This is a genomic window from Pseudomonas sp. NPDC090592, assembly GCF_044769185.1.
Classification (GTDB): domain Bacteria; phylum Pseudomonadota; class Gammaproteobacteria; order Pseudomonadales; family Pseudomonadaceae; genus Aquipseudomonas.
This window is the reverse complement of the sequence record NZ_JBIVXJ010000005.1, coordinates 218,047-237,011: the sequence shown is the minus strand read 5'-3', so window position 1 is coordinate 237,011 and position 18,965 is coordinate 218,047. Positions and strand designations below refer to the sequence as shown.

The following is an 18,965-nucleotide window of genomic DNA, read 5'->3' as shown; positions in this document are numbered from 1 at the left end:
GGGAGTGCCATGTGAGCATTTTTGACGAACCGAAGGTCGATTGCCATAACCATTTGTTTGACCCCGCCTGTTTCCCTTACCACCCCGACGCACCCTATGCGCCCTCCGGCCAGGAAGTGGCCACCCAGCAACAGTTCACCCGGGTCATGGACGCCTACGGCGTGCAGCATGCCTTGCTGGTTGGCCCCAACAGCGGCTACCACACTGACAACCGCTGCCTGCTGCACGCCCTGGCTACCGGGCAGGGGCGGTTCAAGGGCGTGGCGGTGGTCGAAACGGGTATCGCTCTCGATGCGCTGGCTGCGCTGCAGGCGCAAGGGGTGGTCGGTATCGCGTTCAACCCGGCGTTGTACGGGGTTGCCAGCCTGAAGGGCGTTGAAGGGCTGTTTGGCAAGCTTGCCGAACTCGGCCTGTTTGCCCAGGTGCAGGTATGCGAAGACCAGTTGGTTGAACTGCGCAGCCTGTTGCAGGGCTCGCGTGCACGCCTGCTGATCGACCATTGCGGCCGCCCGGATGTGGCGGCCGGTGTGCAGCAGCCCGGTTTCCAGGCCTTGCTGCGCCTGGCCGACACCGGCCGGGCCTGCGTGAAGCTGTCGGGCATGCAGAAATTCGCCGCCGCCGATGCATTGCTGGAGCAGAGCAGTGCCTACGTTCAGGCCCTGCTCGAAGCCTTTGGCGCTGATGCCTGCGTGTGGGGCTCGGACTGGCCGTTCATTCGCCAGCGCTCGCGGGTGGACTACGGCCCGCTGCTGAAACTGGCCGAACACCTGATGCCGGATGCTCGCCAGCGCCGCGCGGTGATGTGGGACACCCCCCGACGTCTGTTCGGGTTCGCCTAGAACCTCGTTTTTGCCATTCCAATAACAAGAGAGCAACCGTCATGAACACAGAACAGAACGCCAGTCTCGGGGTGTTCGACACCCCGGCGCGTGCGCAGCAACGCACCCGTACCCGCTTCATGATCCTGGCGCTGATTTCCGGCGGCACCATGATCAACTACCTCGACCGCAGCGTGATGGGCATTGCAGCGCCCAGCATCAGCGCCGACCTGGGCCTGAACGCGGCAATGATGGGGGTGATCTTTTCTGCCTTTTCGTGGACCTACGCTGCCGCGCAGATCCCGGGTGGCATCCTCATCGACCGGCTGGGCACCAAGCTCACCTACTGGCTGGCGCTGACCCTGTGGTCGCTGTTCACCGGCCTGCAGGGGCTGGCCCAGGGCTTCCTGTCGTTGCTGGGCATGCGCTTTCTGGTGGGGGTGACCGAAGCACCGTGCTTCCCCACCAACAGTCGTGTCGTGGCCACATGGTTCCCGCAGAGCGAGCGCGCCAGGGCGACGGGTATCTACACCTTTGCCGAATACACCGGGCTGGCGTTCCTGACGCCGCTGCTGTTCTGGGTGTTGCATGCCTACGGCTGGCGCTTCCTGCTGCTGGCCGTGGGCCTGATGGGCATCCTCTATGGCCTGGTGTGGTGGCGCAAGTACCACGAGCCGCATCAGTCCACCACGGCCAACCAGGCTGAACTGGACTACATCGCCGCCGGTGGCGGGGTGGTCGATGGCGGGCAGAAAGCCACGGTATTCCGCTGGTCGCAGATTCCGGCGTTGCTCAAGCACCGCAACATGCTGGGCATCTGCCTGGGGCAGTTCGCCTGCAACTCCACCAACGTGTTCTTCCTCACCTGGTTCCCTACCTATCTGGTGACCGAGCGGCACATGCCCTGGCTCAAGGTCGGCTGGGTGGCGGTGCTGCCGTTCATTGCCGCCTCGCTGGGTACGCTGGTGGGTGGCTGGTTGTCGGACGCCTTGCTGCGCCGTGGCTACTCGCTGAACGTGGCGCGCAAGCTGCCGGTGATCGCCGGGCTGCTGACCGCTTCGGTGATCGTGCTGGCCAACTACGTCGAGTCCGATGCACTGGTCATCACCATCCTGTGCATCGCCTATTTCGCCCAGGGCATGTCGGCGCTGGCCTGGATGATCGTGTCCGATATCGCCCCCAAAGGCCTGCTGGGCCTCAGTGGCGGGCTGTTCAACCTGTTTGCCAATGCGGCTGGCATCGTCACCCCCTTGACCATCGGCATCATCGTGTCGCTCACCGGCTCGTTCGTCTGGGCCCTGGCGTTCGTGTCGTCGATCACCGTGCTGGGTGCGCTGTGCTACCTGTTCATGGTCAGCGACCTGCGTCGCTTGCCGGAAATTCCTTCTGTGGAAAATGGAGCAAAACAATGAGCCAGTACCTGCAAGGTCAAATCGCAATCGTCACCGGGGGCATGCGTGGCATCGGCCTGGCGATCGCCCGGCGCCTGCATGGCGCCGGCGCCCAGGTAGTGATCTGGGACCTCGCCGTCGACGGCTGGGACAGTGCAGCAAACGGCTTTGAACCGGTGCTGCGCCAGGCGGTGGACGTGTCGTCGCTGGCCTCGGTGGAAGCGGCCTTCGCCGAGGCGCTGGCGCACGTGGGGCAGGTGCACATATTGGTCAACAATGCCGGCATCAACGGCCCGGTGGTGGCCTCGTGGGACTTCCCGCCAGAGGCGTGGGACAAGGTTATCGCCATCGACCTGAACGGTGTGTTCTATTGCTGCCGCACCGCCATCCCGCACATGCGCGAAAACGGCTACGGGCGCATCGTCAACATCGCCTCCATGGCCGGCAAGGATGGCGTGCAGTACATCTCGGCCTATTCGGCAGCCAAGGCCGGAGTAATCGCTTTCACCAAGGCGGCGGCCAAGGAGCTGGCGCAGGACGGCGTGCTGCTCAATTGCGTGGCACCGGCCATGGTCGAGACGCCGCTGATGGCCGAAATGACAGCGGAGCACATTGCCGCGAGCAAGGCCAAGATCCCCATGGGGCGCTTCCTCAAGGCCGAGGAGATCGCCAACATGGTCAGCTGGATCGCCGGGCCCGAGTGCAGCTTTACCACCGGCTTTGTATTCGACCTCAGTGGCGGGAGGGCGACCTATTGAATGGCCTGGGCGTGGCGCACCTGACGGCGCTGGAATTGCCACCCTCAGTGTTGGTACGCGAGGCGCGCTGCGCCGGCTTCAGCGCAGTGGGGTTGCGGTTGCACCCGGTGATGGCGGGTGCGCTGGCCTACCCGGTTGCGGCTGGTAGCCAGGCAATGCGTGAGCTGCGGGCAGTGTTGGCAGGGGAAGGCGTGCGTGTGACGGACATCGAGTTTGTCTCACTTACGCCGCGCACCCGGGTTGCTGACTACCATGCCCTGTTAGCCGCGGGTGCCGAGCTGGGTGCGGCAAGCCTGACGGTGTCCGGCGACGATGACGATGTTGCGCGGTTGACCGGCAACTTTGCAGCGCTTTGTGAAATGGCGCATGGGCATGGTTTGCGGGTGGACCTGGAGTTCATGCGCTGGCGGCCGGTGGCGACGCTGCAACAGGCGTGCGCGGTAGTGACGGGGGCAGGGCAGGACAACGGTGGCGTGCTGGTCGATGCCTTGCACCTGTTCCGCTCCGGTGGTCAGGTGGCGGATATCGTTGCAGTCGATCCGCGTTGGCTGCGTGCCGTGCAGCTGTGTGATGCACCGATGTTGGCACCCGCGCAGGAACTGATCATCCCGGAGGCGCGCGAGGGTCGCCTGCTGCCGGGGCAAGGGCAGCTACCGCTGGCAGCGTTGCTGGCGGCATTGCCGGGGGATGTGTGCATCAGCGTGGAAGTGCCCTCCGCCGGCTTGCCCGCAGCGCAGCGGCTGCAAGCAGCGGCACAGGTGACCCACGCCTGGCTGCACGACAGGCGACAGTCGTCACCCGCCGTGCAGGTTGCCGGTCACGCCTGATCCGGTACCACGGCGATCACGTCGATCTCCATCAGCCACTCGGCCTGGGCCAACCCGGCCACCACCAGCCCGGTGGAGATCGGGAACACACCCTTCAGCCACTTGCCCACTTCCTTGTACACCGGCTCGCGAAAGCGCGGGTCGGTGATGTAGGTGGTGGTCTTGACGATGTGCGACAGGTCCGAGCCCGCTTCTTCAAGCAGTTGCTTGACGTTTTTCATCGCCTGCTCGGTCTGTGCGCGGGGGTCACCCAGGCCCACCAGCTTGCCTTCGAAGTCGGTGCCGACCTGGCCGCGCACATAAATGGTGTTGCCGGCCCGCACTGCCTGGCACAGGTCATTGTCCAGCGTCTGGTTGGGGTAGGTTTCCTTGGTGTTGAACATGCGGATGCGAGTATGGGTAGGCATCAGTGGGCTCCGAGGGTGCTGACGTTGCTGATCGTGTTTTCGTGCTGCTCGTCCGCGTCGCGCTGCTCGCGGTCGCGGTAGGCCAGGTAGGTGCGTTGCGTGGCAATGTGGCCGGCGACGTGCTTGGCGTCGTGCCATACGCCCCAGATGAACGACGAGCCACGGCGTGACAGCCACGGCAGGCCAAGGAAGTACACGCCCGGCTCGCGGGCCACGCCGCGCTGGTGCTGGGGCTTGCCGTTGGCATCGAAGGTGTCCACCTGCAACCAGCTGAAGTCCACGCCGTAGCCGGTGGCCCAGATGATGCTGGTGACGCCAGCCTGTGCCAGGTCCAGTTCGCGCAGCGGGTTGCTCATGCAGGCCGGGTCGGCCAGGCGCTTGCGTGCTTCGGGCTCTTCCGGCAGGTCCAGGCCGTTGCGTTCGATGTAGGCGTCGGCGGCATCCAGCAGGGCCAGGTAGTTTTCGTCGCCACGGTTGATGTTCTCGACCAGGTTGTCCTGGAAGCGCGCCACGCCGTTTTCAAACGACTGGGTCAGGCCGACCAGGGTCATGCCTTGGTGGGCGAGGGCACGGAAGTCGACGGTGTGGCCGCCTCGGGCGCCGCTGACGGCAATGGTCACGTGCTCGCGGCCAGGCTTGGCGATTTCTGCATCCCACTCACCCAGCACGCCCAGCCACCAGCAGAAGTCGCGGTTGCGATAGGTCCGTGGCGGGCGGTCGTGCGCGCCGACCGACAGGTACACCTGGCGGCCTGCCCGCATCAGTTCTTCGGCGATCTGCACGCCAGAAGAGCCGGCACCCACCACCAGCACCGCGCCTTTCGGCAGCTGCTCGGGGTTGTAGTAAGCGGCGGAGTGTATCTGGTGCAGGTTGCTGTCTTTCGGTGCAATGGCCGGGATCACCGGTTTCTGGAACGGGCCGGTGGCGGCGACCACGCGGTTGGCGCGAATCACGCCCTCGTTGGTCTCGATGGTGAAGCCGGGGCGGTCGCTGTTGCGCACCACGCGCTTCACTTCGATGCCGGTGCGTACCGGCAGGTTGTACTTGCGTACGTACTGTTCGAAGTAATCGGCTACCTGGTCCTTGCCGGCGAAGGCGTCGGCGTCGAGGTTGAATTCCAGGCCCGGGAAGCGGTCGTGCCAGACCGGGCCGTTGGCCACCAGCGAGTCCCAGCGGCCAGTGCGCCAGGCCTCGGCGATGCGGTTGCGCTCCAGCACCAGGTGCGGCACGCCAAGTTTGTTCAGGTGTTCGCTCATGGCCACGCCGGCCTGGCCGGCGCCGACGACGAGGGTGTCGATTTCGAGGTTGTTCAGTGTCATGTCCGAGCCCTTGTTCAGGCGGTTTTTGTGAGGTCGGTTTGGAGGACCGCCGTTGCCTGGGGCCAGACTAGGGATGCGCCACAAATGGCGAAAATAGTATTTAGCTGGTACTTGCCGATAAAACGGCGAAGGCCTCGAATTCTGTGGCCTCGCACAGGAGAAACTGGCCCGAAACAAACGTAGGAGCGAGCGCAGCTCGCGATGCGCCGCGCGGGCGGCGCGCGATCTCTGCCACAGCACAGTTTTTTCCTGCTTAACCCCTCGGAAAATGTTGGTTTCGTGAGGTAGAAGGTTGCGCCCAGAATGCCCTGCATAGCACAGGACAACAGGAGCTTTACCATGACCTTCTCCATCATCGGCCGCTGCCAGGAAACCGGCCAGGTCGGCATCGCCATCAGTTCTTCGAGCATCGCCGTGGGCGCCCGTTGCCCTTGGGTACGTGCGGGGGTTGGCGCTGTTGCCACGCAGAACATCACCTTGCCGGCGCTGGGGCCGCAGATTCTTGATGCGCTGGAGCAGGGGCAGTTGCCGCCCGCTGCTGTGCTGGACCGGGTACTGAGCGCCAATGGCTGGAGCGAGTACCGCCAGGTCACGGTGATTGACAGCAACGGCCAGGTGGCGTTGTTCACCGGTCGCGAGGCATTGGGCACGCACCATGCCGTGGCGGGTGAGCAATGCGCCGCGGCAGGTAACCTGTTGTCTTCAACCCAGGTGATCGAGGCCATGGTAGTGGCCTTCGAACAAGCGGGTGGGCACTTGGCCGACCGCCTGCTGGCGGCCATGCACGCGGCAATGGCCGCAGGTGGCGAAGCCGGGCCGGTGCATTCGGCGGCGTTGAAGATTGCCGGTGAGCTGACCTGGCCGCTGGTGGACCTGCGCGTGGACTGGGCCGAAGCAGACCCGATCGGCGTGCTCGATGGCCTGTGGCAGGCGTACCGCCCGCAGATGCAGGATTACGTAACCCGTGCCCTCAACCCGACCGCCGCGCCAAGCTACGGGGTGCCAGGCGATGAGTGATGTTGCCAGCCGCACGCTGCTGGCCCGGCTGGTAGGCTTTGCCACGGTCAGCCGCGACTCCAACCTTGAGCTGATTGGCTTTATCCGTGATTACCTGGCCGGGTTCGGCGTGGAAAGTGAACTGTTCCATAACCCGGAGGGCACCAAGGCCAACCTGTTCGCCACCATCGGCCCTCGGGACGTAGGCGGGGTGGTGCTGTCGGGCCACACCGATGTAGTACCGGTGGACGGCCAGGCCTGGACGGTCGAGCCGTTTGCGCTCAGCGAAAGTGATGGCCGCCTTTATGGCCGTGGCACAGCCGATATGAAAGGCTTCATTGCATCGGTGCTGGCAGCGGTCCCGGCGTTTCTTGCCCAGCCGTTGCGCATGCCGGTGCACCTGGCGTTCTCCTACGACGAAGAGGTCGGTTGCCTGGGCGTACGCTCGATGCTGGCCGCACTCGAAAAGCGCCCGCATAAGCCGCGGTTGTGCCTGATTGGCGAACCCACCGAGCTCAAGCCGGTGCTGGGGCACAAGGGCAAGCTGGCGATGCGCTGCCAGGTGCATGGCGCGGCCTGCCACTCGGCGTATGCGCCGTATGGGGTAAATGCCATCGAGTATGCAGCGAAGCTCATCGGCAAGTTGGGTGATATCGGTGATGCACTGGCCTTGCCGCAGCATCATGACGAGCGCTTCGACCCGCCATTCTCCACGGTGCAGACCGGGGTGATCAAAGGGGGCCGGGCATTGAACATCGTGCCGGCCGAGTGCGAGTTCGATTTCGAAGTGCGCGCCTTGCCGGGGTTTGACGCACAGGCGGTGGCCGACCAGTTGCAGACGTATGCCGAAGCAGAGTTGCTGCCGCGTATGCGCAAGGTCCACGGCGACAGCGACATTCGCCTGAAACCGCTGAGTGCATACCCTGGGCTGGCCACGCCGGAGGACAGCGAAGCTGCGCGGCTGGTGGCGTTGCTCAGTGGCTCGGATGAATTCGGCACGGTGGCGTTTGGTACCGAAGGTGGGCTGTTCGACCAGGCGGGCATTCCGACCGTGGTGTGTGGACCTGGCAGCATGGACCAAGGGCACAAGCCGGATGAATTTGTCAGCGTCGAGCAGTTGCAGGGCTGTGATGCCATGTTGTTCAGGCTGGTGGATTACCTTAAGCAGGACTGATCGAGTTGGCTTCTTCGCGGGCTTGCCCGCTCCACAGGTATTGCGCAGCCCGTGAGACCAGTGGGATCCCTGTGGGAGCGGGCGAGCCCGCGAAGAGGCCAGCAGCCTGAAACTCAAATCTCGATCGCCCCACTGACCAACCCATAAACGGCAATCACCGCCCCCAGCACCACCACCGCAAAAACCACCCGCTCGAATCCGTTGAACACCTGCCGCTGCTGCTCCTTTCGCGCCATGATGTACAGCACCGTCCCCGGCCCATAGATCACCGCCGACAGCAGCAGGTACTTCATCCCGCCCGCCCAAACCATCAGCACCGCATAGGCGGTTGCCAGCAAGGCCACCAGCAGGTCCTTGCCGCGTTCGGCCGTGTCATTTTCATAGGTCTCCCGGCTTACCGCCAACTTCAGCGCATAAGCCGCCACCAACAGATACGGGATCAAGGTCAGCGAACTGGTCAGCTCCAGGGCCAAGGTAAAGGCATACTCGGTAAACCATGTCAGCAACAGGAACAGTTGCACGAACAACGTAGTGAGCCACAGCGCCGCCGAGGGCACCTGTTGCGGGTTCTGCCGGGTAAGAAAGGCCGGCATGGCCTGGTCGTGGGCGGCCGAGTACAACACCTCGGCGGCCAGCAGGGTCCATGACAGGTACGCACCCAGCACCGAGATGATCAGGCCGATGCTGATGAAGATCGCGCCCCAGCGCCCGACAATCGCCTCCAGCACCCCGGCCATCGACGGCTGCCGCAGGCCGGCCAGTTCCGGGCGAAGCATCACGCCATAGCTGAGCAGGGTGATCAGCACCAGCAGGCACAGCACGCCGACAAAGCCGAGCACCGTGGCAATGCCCACGTCACGGCGGTTGCGCGCGTAGCGTGAATAGACGCTGGCGCCTTCGATACCCAGGAACACGAACACCGTGACCAGCATGGTGCTGCGTACCTGCTCGAACAGCGGCTCGCCCGGCGGCAGCAGTTCGGCCGCAGCATGGCCGACCCGGCCAAAGTCGTCGAGGTGGTCCAGGTCGGCTGCCGGGCCGGCCATGGGGGTGCCCCAGAAGTTCTGGCTGAACAGCCCTCCATCGAACGCGGCGATGATGACCACGATGAACACCAGGATCGGGATCATCTTCGCCACGGTGGCAATGGTGTTGATGACTGCCGCCTGTTGTACGCCGCGCAAGACCAGGAAGTGGAAGGCCCACAACAATACCGACGAAACGGCGATGGCAGCCACGGTGTTGCCTTCGCCAAAGACCGGGAAGAATGCACCGAGCGTGGATTTGATCAGGATGAAGTAGGACACGTTGCCGATACAGGTGCCGGCCCAGAAGCCGAAGGCCGAGGCAAAGCCCAGGTAGCTGCCGAACCCGGCGCTGGCGTAGGCATAGATGCCCGAGTCAAGGTCCGGGCGGCGGCGGGCCAGGGTCTGGAACACGAAGGCCAGCATCAGCATGCCCAGGCCGGCGATGCACCAGGCAATGATGGCGCCAAGGCCCCCGGTTGCACGGCCGAAGGTGGCCGGCAGTGAGAAGATGCCGGCACCCACCATGGAGCCCACCACCAGGGCGGTGAGCGACCAGACGTTGAGTTTGCCTTCCGTTGCGCTGCTCATTGGCATTGCTCTCCCTTGCGGTGAAGGGTTGAGTAAAGACCGGGGAGAGGGGGTGTGCCAGTTGTTGAGGGTTATGGCTGATGGCCTGATCGCCGGCAAGCCAGCTCCCACAAATGCTGCACATGGCTTGAAACCGGCGCGGTCGGTGTGGGAGCTGGCTTGCCGGCGAATGGGCCGCAGCGCGGCCCCGGCGACTCAGAAGGTTGCCTTGACCTGCAGGCCAACCACCAGCGCGTTGTCGATGTCTTTCCCGGAGAACGCCCCTGGCTCGATGATGTATTGCACATCCGGGCGCAGGTTCAGCCACGGCGTGGCCTGGTAACCGTAGCTCAGTTCGATCAACTGCTCGGCGCTGTCGATGTCGGGGAACTGCTGGCCAGCATTGAAAGCGGCATCTTCCAGCACATCGCGGCTACGCGGGTTGGGAACGGCGCGGCCGTAACCCAGCGCCACGGTGTCTTTCGGCCGGCCTTCGAACGGCTTGTACAACACCACGCCCGCGCCATACCACTTGGTGAACGGCGAGGCGGCCTTGCTTGATGCCGAGTATTGGCCGAAGGCATGCAGGCTGCGGCCTGGCGAGCCTTGGTCATTCCACACGGCCTGGTCGACCAGCAGGTAGTGGCCGCCGCGGCCGGACACTTCATCATTGCTGCCGATGCGTTTCACATCGGAGCTGTCGTAGTAGTAGCCCAGCTTGTACTCGCCCGGCAGTTCGCCCTGCAGCTTGTATACCAGCTCCACCGGTACCACGGTGCCGGTAGTGTGCTTGGGGCCCAGGTGCCAGGCACGGCTGGAGTTGCCATTGCTCTCGGGGTCGACGTTGAATGCCGCCACACGCAGTTGCCAGGCAGGCGACAGGTCGTACTTGACCCGCACGCCCAGGTGGGCGTTGGGGTAGTTGGTCCAGCCGCTGCCACCGGACATGTTCAGCGGGTGGCCGCAGAAGCCGGCGTTCATGAAGTTGCACAGGATGCCGCTGTCCAGGCCGCCCAGGTCGTTGCCCATGGCCATGTAGCCGAGCTTGACGTTGAGTGCCGGGGTGAACAGGGTGCGCTCGTAGCTCAGCTCGGTCAGGCGGGTGTACAGGCCACCGAAGTTTTCCTGGATCGGCAGGCGGTTGCCTACCAGGTCTTCCGAAGCGCTGTTGCCGCGGCGGTCGTTGATGGTCAGCTGGACCTTGCCGCCGTTGTCCAGGCCATACAGTTTCGACAAGTCGAACTGCACGCCCAGCTTGACGTTCTGCGAATAGCGCGCCGAGCGGTGCAGGCCACCGTGGGCGTTGTAGGCGGTTTCGCCGCTGTAGTCGCCGGTGATTTTAACGCCGTCTTCTTCCAGCTGGTGACGCAGGCCGCCCCAGTCACCGGTCAGGGTGCTGCGGGTCAGCAGGTCGTCGTTGGCGAAGGCAGTGGTGCTGGCCAGGGCCAGCAGCAGGGTAGGGGTGATGCGGATTGCGGATGGCATTGCGTTGTCTCGAATTGTCTATGGGCCATTCGCGGGCGCGCCCGCTCCCACAAGGATCAAGGCAGAACCTGTGGGAGCGGGCGTGCCCGCGAAGCAGGCGACGCGGCTTTACGGCAGAGCGTAAGAAATCACGTAGTCGCCACGGTCAGTCGACTGGCGCGCACCGCCAGCCGTGATCACCACGTACTGCTTGCCGGTCTTCGGCGAAACGTAGGTCATAGGGCCACCCTGGCTGCCCACAGGCAGGCGGGCCTTCCAGATTTCGTTGCCGTTGCTGCTGTCGTAGGCGCGCAGGTAGAAGTCCTGGGTGCCGGCGATGAACACCAGGCCGCCTTGGGTCGACAGGGTGCCGCCCAGGGTTGGCAGGCCGATCTTGATCGGCAGGTGCATGCGGATGCCGAGCGGGCCGGTGTCTTCAACAGTGCCCACCGGTACCTGCCAGGCAACCTGGCGGGTCTTCATGTCGATGGCGGTCAGGGTGCCGAACGGCGGTGCCTGGCACGGAATGCCGGCTACCGACAGGAAGCGGTTCTTGTTCACGGCATACGGGGTGCCCTTGAGCGGTACAGCGCCCATGCCAGTGTTCAGTGCTTCGCCACCGGAAGCCGCGCCGCCCTTGTTCTGCGACGGGATCATCTGGATCCACAGGCCCAGGCGCATATCGTTGACGAAGATGAAGCCATGTACCGGGTCGGTGGAAATGCTGCCCCAGTTCATGCCACCCAGCGAACCCGGGAAGCTCAGCGACAGGTCGGTGCCCGGCGCGGTGTACAGGCCGTCGTAGCGCATTTTCTTGAAGTCGATGCGGCACAGCAGCTGGTCATACGGGGTGGCGCCCCACATGTCCGATTCGGTCAGGGTCTGCGCGCCGATCTGCGGCATGCCCACCGATTTCGGCTGGGTTGGGGAGTACGGCTCGTTCGGGATGTTGCTTGGCTTGACCGGTACTTCGTCGACCTGGGTCAGCGGCTTGCCGGTGGCGCGGTCGAGCACGTAGATCTGCCCGGCCTTGGTGCCGATCACCACCGCAGGTACCGACTGGCCGTCGTCCTTGGTGAAGTCGATCAGGCTTGGCTGCATCGGCAGGTCGAAGTCCCACAGGTCGTTGTGCACAGTCTGGTAAACCCACTTCTGGTTGCCGGTGGTAGCGTCCAGGGCCAGCACCGAAGCGCCATAGGTGTGGTCCAGCTTGTTGCGTTCTACGCCGTAGATGTCGGTGGACGACGAGCCCATCGGCAGGAACACGGTGTTCATCGCCGGGTCGTAGGACATTGGCGCCCAGCTGTTCGGGGTGCTGCGCACGTAGGTGCTATCGCCCTGCGGTGCCTGGCGGTCTTCCGGGTTGCCCGGGTCGAAGGCCCAGCGCATTTCACCGGTGATTACGTCGAAGCCACGGATCACGCCGCCTGGCATGTCGGTCTGGACGTTGTCGGCGACACGGCCGCCGACCACCACGGTGGTGCCGGCCATCAGCGGCGCGGAGGACAGCTGGTAGTAGGAGTCCGGCACATTGCCCAGGCCGGCCATCAGGTTGACCTGGCCGTTGTTGCCGAAGCCCTGGCAGAACTCGCCGTTGTCGGCGTCGACGGCAATCAGGCGGCCGTCGATGGTGTTGGTCAGCAGGCGACGCTGGCAGTTGGCACCGGCCGGCACACTACCGCCGGCGACCGGGGAGCTGTTCGGCTGGGTCGGCTGGGCGATGGCGGCAGTGGCGTCGAAGTAGGCCATGCCACGGCAACGCTGCCAGACCTTGGACTGGGCGTTGATCTCGTTCTTCCACAGCTCTTTGCCGGTGTCGGCATCAAGGGCGATCAGGTTGTTGTGCGGGGTGCAGATGAACACCTTGTTGCCGATCTGAAGCGGGGTCAGCTGATCTTCGGCACCGTTGCCATCGCTGATGGCCACGTCACCGGTGTGGTAGGTCCAGGCCACTTTCAGCTTGTTGACGTTGTTGCGGTTGATCTGGTCCAGCGCGGCGAAGCGGCTGCCACCTTCGGTGTTGCCGTAGTGGGCCCAGTCTTTCTGCTCTTTGCCGGCTTCGACCGGGGTCATGCCCGGGCCTTTGCCGGTAGGGGCGACGCTTGGGTGGGCAACGAACATGTTGCCTGCAGCGATCACCAGTGCCACGGCCATCACCCCGGCAACGCCGTAGGCACCACGGCCAGCGCTGGCGCCATTGGCACGCGCCAGCAGCGGGTAGACCAGCGCCACCACTATGCCGATGGCGGCAAACATGAACAGGCGCGAGAACAGTGGCCAGAACACCAAGCCAGTATCGATCAGCGCCCACACCGCAGTACCGACCAGGAATGCAGCATACAGCCAGGCACCGGCCTTCTTGCGGCGGGCGATGAGGACACCGGCGATGGCCATGGCCAGGCCGCCGATCAGGAAGTACCAGGAACCGCCCAGGCCGGCCAGCTTGACGCCGCCAGCAGCCAGGACAAGACCGAGCAGGGCGATGATCACGCCCAGGCCGATCAGGATGATGTTTGTGGCGCCAGAGGCGCGCGGTGTTTCGTTCATGCCAGGGATCTCAGCAGGTGGAATGCGCGCAGTCTAAGCCCTTAGCTTGCTAATTAACAAGTTAGTACATAAATTTATGAGACTGATTGTCGCAGGGCTGAACTCGCGAACGTGTGGCTAAAAGTCTAGATCATGGGCTGAAAAATGCACTAAACGAGGTGTTCATGCAGGTTGGTCAACCTGCATTCATACTTTGGTCTACTGTGCTGCGCCTACACCGGCCACGGCGCGTTGCTGCTGTAAAACACGGCGAGCCACACGGTGGCTTTGCCGGGCGCAGTCCACTCCACGCGGTGGCGGTAGTGCGGCGGAATGTCGAGGCAATCGCCCGGTGCCAGCAGGCGGGTGTACTGCTCGTGTTCGAAGCGCAGGCCGGCAGCACCACTGAGCAGCACGATCCATTCGCCTTCGACCTGGTCGTACCAGAACCCGGGCGGGCTGGCCTGGCCGCTGGAAACGATACGCTCCACCCGCACCCCAGGGCGGCTGAGCAATTCATCTACGCATTCGGCACTGGTGGGGTCGCAGGGGGGCAGGGCAGTCAGCAGGTTGTTCGGTGTCATGGGAAGCCTCGCTTGAACAGGAGTGGTTCCACTATGGACGTGATTGCTGCGTAGCGCGCTTCTTGACCCACCCCGCGGTTTGTAAGAACTTTCTGAGATTTGGAAAACGGGCAGCAGATGGACAAACTCCTGGCGATGAAAATGTTCGTGACCACCGTCGATGCCCAGGGCTTTTCTGCCGCTGCGCGCAGGCTTGGGCTGGCGACATCGTCAGTAACCCGGCTGGTCGATGCCCTGGAAACCGCGTTGGGTGCCACCTTGCTCAACCGCTCGACGCGCCAGGTCAGCCTGACCGAAGCCGGCGCCCGTTACTATGAGCGCGCCCGGGGCATTTTCGAGGCGCTGGACGAAGCCGATGCCAGTGTTGCCGACCGCGGCGACGAGCCTGTGGGTGTCTTGCGGCTGTGCCTGCCGGTGGAGTTCGGCAGGCGGGTCATCGCACCGTACCTTGGGCCTTTTCTGGCGCGGCACCCGGCGCTGGAGCTGGACATCGACCTCAGTGACCGGCTGGATGACCTGCTGGACGGGCGTTATGACCTGTCGATCCGCCTGGGCGACCCTTCGCCCAATGACGAACTGGTGTGCCGCCAACTTGGCCACTTCGAGCGCTGGTTGGTGGCCAGCCCGGTTTATCTGGCCGGGCGTGACCCGCTGCAGCACCCCCGGCAACTGCTGGAGCACGCCTGCCTGCGTTTTCGCTATGGGCAAAAAGCACGGGCCTGGCGCCTGGCGCGTGGGCAGGACAGCCTGGAGCTGGACGTAACCGGGCCGCTGCGCAGTGCCAATGCCGATATGTTGCGTGAAACCGCGCTGGCGGGCAGCGGCATCGCGCTGCTGGCCGACTGGCTGGTGCGCGAGGATGTGCTGGCCGGGCGCTTGCAGCGGGTATTCCCCGACTGGCAGGTGAGCCCCGGCATGGCCAACAACAGCATCAACGCCCTCTACCTGCCCAACCACCGGGGTTCGCGGCGGGTGAATGCGTTCATGGACTTTTGCGAAAATGTGCTCAAGAACGGCGCTTAGCGTTGCGCAAGGCGCAAAACCGCATTGCGCACAGGCTGGATTCTCCCCAACGACGTGCATGGGTAAGGTAGCCGGCATAAACCACCCCTTGTCGAGGAACCTCGCATGAATCCCTCCCTTGCTGCCGCGCAGCCCGCAGCCACCAGTCTGAGCCGGGCTCTGGTCGTGCTGCTGGCGTTCTGCTGCGGCGCGATCGTTGCCAACATCTACTACGCCCAGCCTATTGTCGGTTTGATTGCCCCGGACCTGGGGCTGTCCACCGAGCATGCCAGCCTGATCGTTTCGCTCACCCAGTTGGGTTATGCGTTGGGCCTGCTGTTACTGGTCCCGCTGGCGGACCTGCTGGAAAACCGCCGCCTGATGGTAGCCACCGCTGTGCTGGCCTGCGTCAGCCTGCTGCTGGCGGGCACCAGCAGCAGTGGCCAGGGTCAGCTGTTCCTGGGCTATGCGCTGTTGATCGGGTTCAGTTCGGTGGCGGTGCAGATGCTCATTCCACTGGCGGCGCACCTGGCGCCGGAGCAGCAGCGTGGCCGCGTGGTCGGCAACATCATGGGCGGGTTGTTGCTGGGTATCCTGCTGGCGCGGCCGTTGTCCAGCCTGGTGGCCGACCACTTTGGCTGGCGCGCGGTGTTCATTGGCGCTGCCGGGGTGATGCTGGCGATCATCCTGCTGCTGGCCCTGACCCTGCCGCAACGGCGGCCGGAGCACAAAGCCAGCTATGCCGGTCTGATGCTGTCGTTGCTCACCTTGTTGCGCCGCTACCCGCTGCTGCGCCAGCGTTCGTTGTACCAGGCACTGATGTTCGCGGCGTTCAGCCTTTACTGGACGGCAGTGCCCATGGCGCTGGCGGGTGAGCATGGCCTGTCGCAGAGCCAGATCGCCGTGTTCGCCCTGGTGGGCGCGGTGGGGGCCGTTGCCGCACCGTTGGCTGGGCGCCTGGCAGACGCCGGGCATGCGCGGGCCGGATCGCTGCTGGCGCTGTTGCTGGCGCCGGCTGCCTTGTTGCTCGGCTTGACGGTGCCGGGCTACAGCGTGATCGGCCTGGGCCTGACTGGCGTGCTGCTGGATTTTGCGGTGCAGATGAACATGGTCATCGGCCAGCGGGAAGTGTATGCACTGGACCCGGCCAGCCGTGGTCGGCTGAACGCGGTGTACATGACCAGCATCTTCCTGGGTGGGGCGCTGGGGTCGGCCGTGGCCAGTGCGCTGTTCAGCCAGTTTGGCTGGCAGGGGGTGGCGCTGGTGGGGGCGGGGTTGCCGGGGGTGGCTTTGCTGGTCTTCCTGCTCAAAGCCCGGAGTGCCTGAGCGATGGTCTGCCGACGTTCGCTGTCGCCGTGGGGGATTGCCCAGCCCATTGGGCTGCGCTGTCGCGCAGAGAATTGATTTCGGGCGCACCGCGTACCCTGTGGGAGCGGGCGTGCCCGCGAAGAATCCAACGCGGTGCATGGCACCGGCTGCGCCGGTGTTCGCGGGCATGCCCGCTCCCACAAGGGCCTTGGATACCTGCACCAGGTGTTAGCGGCTTAGCGGCAACGCCACGCCGATCAAGGCAAACAGGCTGCCGCAGCAGCGGTTGAAACCTTTACCACCCTTGGCCAGCCACGGCCGCACGCGAAACGCCAGGCGTGCCAACAGGTACTCGACCAGAAACTCGACGCTGGCAAAGGTCGCCGCCATCACCACGAACTGCAGCATCAGCCCGCGCTGCGGGTCGATGAATTGCGGCAGGAAAGCGCCATAAAACAGCAGCACCTTGGGGTTGGCCATGGCCGACAACAAGCCTTGGCGGAACAAGCCGGCATTGCCAAGCCGTGCGCTACGCTCGGTCAGTTCCAGGTGCAGGCCCGGGCTGTGCCACAGCTGGATACCCAGCCAGACCAGGTAGGCGCCGCCCACCCACTTCAGCACGCTCAACACCGAAGCCGAGGTTTGCAGCAACGCGCTGAGGCCAAACATGGCCAGGGCAATGAGTGCGCTGAAGCCGAACACGCCGCCAACAATGGTGAACAACGTGCGGCGGGCGCCATACAGGGCGCCATGGGTCAGGGCCAGCAGGCTGTTTGGGCCTGGCGTCAGTGACAGGCCGATGCTGGCCAGCAGGTAGATGAGCCAGGTGTCGAGTGCCATGGTGGTTGCAGCCTTGGTGATGGAGAGGGTGCCAGTCTATGGCGCGATGACCGATCAGCAAGAGTATGATCTGGACATTGAATAGTCATTTCTGGACGCAATGCCATGCTGCCTGATATCCGCCTGCTGATCCTGCCACTCCCGGATTTTGCCCTGCTGCCATTCGGCGGTTTTCTCGACAAATTGCGCTTCAGCGCCGACGACGAAGACTACAGCCAGCAGCGCTATTGCAGCTGGACCGTGGCAGGGCTCACCCTTGACCCGGTACCGTCGAGCAGTGGGGCGGTGGTGCAGGTCGAGGCGGTGGCCGGCCAGCTTGCGCTGGCCAGTTTCGACTACCTGGTGGTGTTCGGCGGGCGCAACGCCATGGCTACAGCTGCTTTGGCGCCGCACTACCAGAGCTTGCTCAGGCAGGCCGGCAAAGCCGGGGTCAAGCTGGTGGGGGTCGACAATGGCGCCTTCCTGTTGGCCGCGTGTGGGTTGTTACGGGGCCACAAGGTGGTCGTGCACTGGCGTCACGAAGCCGAGTTTCGTGCAGCGTTCCCGCAGTTGCAGGTGCTGCGCGATCAACTGTATTGCATCGACGCAGGCCGTATTACCTGCGCTGGCGGCACGGCAGCCATCGACCTGGCGGTGGCGCTGTTGTCACAAGCCTGTGGGCGCACCCGGGCGCTCAAAGGGCTGGCGGATATGCTGGTGGACGAAACCCGCGACAGCCGCCACGCCTTGCGCTCGCTGGAGCTTGGTGTGGGCCAGGGGCGCCAGGTGCAGCGGGCGCAGGCGTTGATGCGTCACCACTTGGGCACCCCGCTGGCGGTGGAGCAGCTGGCTGCAGAACTGGGTATCAGCCGACGCCAGCTGGACCGGCAGTTCCAGGCCAGCCATGGCATGAGTGCCAAGGCCTGGTGGCTGGAGATGCGCTTGCAGCAGGCGCGCTGGCGCTTGCTCAATTCCAGCCACAGCCTGGCGCAGATTGCCGACGAAACAGGGTTAGGCGATGCCAGTTACCTGGGCAAGTGCGTACGGCGGCGGTTTGGCTGCACAGCCCTGGCGTTGCGGGCAGCCAGACACCCGGCTTACTGCGGCGTCCCGAACAACCCTGTCCAGTAGATCCCGGCATCGCTTTTCGGGTCCACGGCATAGGCGGCGCCCAGCTCACGGAACTCCGGGTTCATCAGCGTGGCGCAATGCCCGGGGCTCTGCAGCCAGCCATCGACCACCTTGTGTGCGGTGTCTCGCCCGGCGGCGATGTTTTCGCCCACTTGCTGGTACTGGTAGCCGGCCAGTTCCGCCCGGTCACCGGGGGTGCGGCCATCCTTGTCGATGTGGTCGAAGAAGTTCTGGTTGGCCATGGCCCGTGTGTGGTTGGCGGCGACCCCCGCCAGTACCGTGCTCCAGCTCAGTGCGGGGGCTGCAGCGAATGGCTGGCCACCGCATTGGCGCGGTACCTTGCGCGCAGCGTTGATCTCTTGCAATACCTTCTGCCCCTCGGCCTGCCAGTCGCCCAGGCGGCCGCTGAGCAGCGGCCGGGCCAGCACGATGCGCCAGTCGCGGCCCTCCTGGCTGACGCCGATATCGACGAACTGCGGGTCGAGCACCACCTGGCAGAAGCTCTCTTCGATGGCATGCATGGCCGCGCGCGCATCGCGTGGCCCCGACAGGCTGATGGCCTGTACGTTGACCATGGGGTAGGCAGCGCGGGTCATGGCCTGCTGCAGGTCACGGGTACCCTCTGGCGACAGCGCCAGGCGGGTATCGCTATTGAGCGGCGGCAACTCCAGCGACGCTTCGCCACCGCAGCGCTGGGCCTGGCTGCGGTAGACATTGATCGAATCGATCAGTTGCGCCTCTTCGCCGGTGACAGCCAGCGCCCCGGTCGAGACGACCAGGCCCAGCGACAAGGCGGCAACGGATGACAGGACGCGCATGTGGATCTCCCTATGACTGGCAGCGTCG

The 18,965-nt window shown here is 64.5% G+C and carries 17 protein-coding genes; 9 read left to right on the top strand and 8 right to left on the bottom strand.

Features of this window, described 5'->3' with window-relative positions; all coding sequences use genetic code 11:
* The first annotated feature begins 11 nt into the window (after window positions 1-11).
* From ACIQUI_RS06565 to ACIQUI_RS06550, 4 genes are read left to right on the top strand one after another with little or no spacing between them, the layout of a single operon-like run.
* Window positions 12-839 (top strand): amidohydrolase family protein, encoded by an 828-nt coding sequence (locus tag ACIQUI_RS06565; RefSeq protein ID WP_403196167.1) that lies wholly within the window; start codon window positions 12-14, stop codon window positions 837-839.
* Between the two features lie 41 nt (window positions 840-880).
* Window positions 881-2,230, top strand: coding sequence for an MFS transporter (locus tag ACIQUI_RS06560; RefSeq protein WP_403196164.1), 1,350 nt, complete (start codon window positions 881-883; stop codon window positions 2,228-2,230).
* On the top strand, window positions 2,227-2,967 hold the full coding sequence (locus ACIQUI_RS06555; RefSeq protein ID WP_403196161.1) for an SDR family NAD(P)-dependent oxidoreductase: 741 nt from the start codon (window positions 2,227-2,229) through the stop codon (window positions 2,965-2,967). The genes ACIQUI_RS06560 and ACIQUI_RS06555 overlap by 4 nt, the downstream gene beginning before the upstream one ends.
* Window positions 2,964-3,794 carry a sugar phosphate isomerase/epimerase family protein gene (locus ACIQUI_RS06550; protein ID WP_403196159.1) on the top strand — a complete coding sequence of 277 codons (831 nt, stop codon included), beginning with the start codon at window positions 2,964-2,966 and terminating at the stop codon, window positions 3,792-3,794. The genes ACIQUI_RS06555 and ACIQUI_RS06550 overlap by 4 nt, the downstream gene beginning before the upstream one ends.
* On the opposite strand, the gene ACIQUI_RS06545 is transcribed toward ACIQUI_RS06550, so the two are convergent.
* On the bottom strand, window positions 3,785-4,201 hold the full coding sequence (locus ACIQUI_RS06545; RefSeq protein WP_016713864.1) for a RidA family protein: 417 nt from the start codon (window positions 4,199-4,201) through the stop codon (window positions 3,785-3,787). The genes ACIQUI_RS06550 and ACIQUI_RS06545 overlap by 10 nt on opposite strands.
* Entirely contained in the window at window positions 4,201-5,520 is a 1,320-nt protein-coding gene (locus ACIQUI_RS06540) for a flavin-containing monooxygenase (RefSeq protein WP_403196157.1), read from the bottom strand. The genes ACIQUI_RS06545 and ACIQUI_RS06540 overlap by 1 nt, the downstream gene beginning before the upstream one ends.
* 339 nt (window positions 5,521-5,859) lie before the next feature.
* Here ACIQUI_RS06540 and ACIQUI_RS06535 point away from each other — a divergent pair, with 339 nt between their 5' ends.
* Window positions 5,860-6,537, top strand: coding sequence for a DUF1028 domain-containing protein (locus ACIQUI_RS06535; protein ID WP_403196154.1), 678 nt, complete (start codon window positions 5,860-5,862; stop codon window positions 6,535-6,537).
* Window positions 6,530-7,690 carry an acetylornithine deacetylase gene (argE, locus tag ACIQUI_RS06530; protein WP_403196153.1) on the top strand — a complete coding sequence of 387 codons (1,161 nt, stop codon included), beginning with the start codon at window positions 6,530-6,532 and terminating at the stop codon, window positions 7,688-7,690. Before ACIQUI_RS06535 ends, argE begins: the two co-directional genes overlap by 8 nt.
* Before the next feature lie 113 nt (window positions 7,691-7,803).
* Here the strand turns inward: argE and ACIQUI_RS06525 are convergent, their stop codons facing one another.
* The 4 genes from ACIQUI_RS06525 to ACIQUI_RS06510 all read right to left on the bottom strand — a co-directional run bounded on the left by ACIQUI_RS06525 (window position 7,804) and on the right by ACIQUI_RS06510 (window position 13,859).
* On the bottom strand, window positions 7,804-9,306 hold the full coding sequence (locus ACIQUI_RS06525) for an amino acid permease (protein ID WP_403196150.1): 1,503 nt from the start codon (window positions 9,304-9,306) through the stop codon (window positions 7,804-7,806).
* 195 nt (window positions 9,307-9,501) lie between these two features.
* Window positions 9,502-10,770 carry a carbohydrate porin gene (locus ACIQUI_RS06520; protein WP_403196148.1) on the bottom strand — a complete coding sequence of 423 codons (1,269 nt, stop codon included), beginning with the start codon at window positions 10,768-10,770 and terminating at the stop codon, window positions 9,502-9,504.
* A 108-nt stretch (window positions 10,771-10,878) separates the two neighbouring features.
* Complete coding sequence (locus ACIQUI_RS06515; RefSeq protein ID WP_403196146.1) at window positions 10,879-13,296, bottom strand: glucose/quinate/shikimate family membrane-bound PQQ-dependent dehydrogenase; 2,418 nt, start codon at window positions 13,294-13,296, stop codon at window positions 10,879-10,881.
* A gap of 212 nt (window positions 13,297-13,508) precedes the next feature.
* Window positions 13,509-13,859: a cupin gene (locus tag ACIQUI_RS06510; RefSeq protein WP_403196143.1), complete on the bottom strand. Its 351-nt coding sequence runs from the start codon at window positions 13,857-13,859 to the stop codon at window positions 13,509-13,511.
* A 117-nt stretch (window positions 13,860-13,976) separates the two neighbouring features.
* On the opposite strand from ACIQUI_RS06510, the gene ACIQUI_RS06505 reads away from it, so the two are divergent.
* Together ACIQUI_RS06505 and ACIQUI_RS06500 are read left to right on the top strand one after the other, a co-directional pair.
* Complete coding sequence (locus tag ACIQUI_RS06505) at window positions 13,977-14,882, top strand: LysR family transcriptional regulator (RefSeq protein WP_403196140.1); 906 nt, start codon at window positions 13,977-13,979, stop codon at window positions 14,880-14,882.
* A gap of 105 nt (window positions 14,883-14,987) precedes the next feature.
* A complete protein-coding gene (locus ACIQUI_RS06500) occupies window positions 14,988-16,187 on the top strand; it encodes an MFS transporter (RefSeq protein ID WP_403196138.1) in 1,200 nt (399 codons plus the stop codon).
* A gap of 210 nt (window positions 16,188-16,397) precedes the next feature.
* Here the strand turns inward: ACIQUI_RS06500 and ACIQUI_RS06495 are convergent, their stop codons facing one another.
* Window positions 16,398-17,009 (bottom strand): LysE family translocator, encoded by a 612-nt coding sequence (locus ACIQUI_RS06495; RefSeq protein WP_403196135.1) that lies wholly within the window; start codon window positions 17,007-17,009, stop codon window positions 16,398-16,400.
* Between the two features lie 105 nt (window positions 17,010-17,114).
* Between ACIQUI_RS06495 and ACIQUI_RS06490 the strand changes: the two genes are divergently transcribed.
* On the top strand, window positions 17,115-18,119 hold the full coding sequence (locus ACIQUI_RS06490) for a GlxA family transcriptional regulator (protein WP_403196132.1): 1,005 nt from the start codon (window positions 17,115-17,117) through the stop codon (window positions 18,117-18,119).
* On the opposite strand, the gene ACIQUI_RS06485 is transcribed toward ACIQUI_RS06490, so the two are convergent.
* Complete coding sequence (locus ACIQUI_RS06485; RefSeq protein ID WP_403196130.1) at window positions 18,086-18,937, bottom strand: CAP domain-containing protein; 852 nt, start codon at window positions 18,935-18,937, stop codon at window positions 18,086-18,088. The two genes, ACIQUI_RS06490 and ACIQUI_RS06485, sit on opposite strands and share 34 nt — an antisense overlap.
* Window positions 18,938-18,965: the final 28 nt, after the last annotated feature.

Coding starts and splice junctions, on each gene's coding strand:
- ACIQUI_RS06555 (WP_403196161.1), top strand. CDS start 2,227: ATGAGCCAGTACCTGCAAGGTCAAATCGCAATCGTCACCGGGGGCATG.
- ACIQUI_RS06520 (WP_403196148.1), bottom strand. CDS start 10,770: ATGCCATCCGCAATCCGCATCACCCCTACCCTGCTGCTGGCCCTGGCC.
- ACIQUI_RS06560 (WP_403196164.1), top strand. CDS start 881: ATGAACACAGAACAGAACGCCAGTCTCGGGGTGTTCGACACCCCGGCG.
- ACIQUI_RS06500 (WP_403196138.1), top strand. CDS start 14,988: ATGAATCCCTCCCTTGCTGCCGCGCAGCCCGCAGCCACCAGTCTGAGC.
- ACIQUI_RS06495 (WP_403196135.1), bottom strand. CDS start 17,009: ATGGCACTCGACACCTGGCTCATCTACCTGCTGGCCAGCATCGGCCTG.
- ACIQUI_RS06545 (WP_016713864.1), bottom strand. CDS start 4,201: ATGCCTACCCATACTCGCATCCGCATGTTCAACACCAAGGAAACCTAC.
- ACIQUI_RS06510 (WP_403196143.1), bottom strand. CDS start 13,859: ATGACACCGAACAACCTGCTGACTGCCCTGCCCCCCTGCGACCCCACC.
- ACIQUI_RS06515 (WP_403196146.1), bottom strand. CDS start 13,296: ATGAACGAAACACCGCGCGCCTCTGGCGCCACAAACATCATCCTGATC.
- ACIQUI_RS06490 (WP_403196132.1), top strand. CDS start 17,115: ATGCTGCCTGATATCCGCCTGCTGATCCTGCCACTCCCGGATTTTGCC.
- argE (WP_403196153.1), top strand. CDS start 6,530: ATGAGTGATGTTGCCAGCCGCACGCTGCTGGCCCGGCTGGTAGGCTTT.
- ACIQUI_RS06525 (WP_403196150.1), bottom strand. CDS start 9,306: ATGAGCAGCGCAACGGAAGGCAAACTCAACGTCTGGTCGCTCACCGCC.
- ACIQUI_RS06540 (WP_403196157.1), bottom strand. CDS start 5,520: ATGACACTGAACAACCTCGAAATCGACACCCTCGTCGTCGGCGCCGGC.
- ACIQUI_RS06535 (WP_403196154.1), top strand. CDS start 5,860: ATGACCTTCTCCATCATCGGCCGCTGCCAGGAAACCGGCCAGGTCGGC.
- ACIQUI_RS06485 (WP_403196130.1), bottom strand. CDS start 18,937: ATGCGCGTCCTGTCATCCGTTGCCGCCTTGTCGCTGGGCCTGGTCGTC.
- ACIQUI_RS06505 (WP_403196140.1), top strand. CDS start 13,977: ATGGACAAACTCCTGGCGATGAAAATGTTCGTGACCACCGTCGATGCC.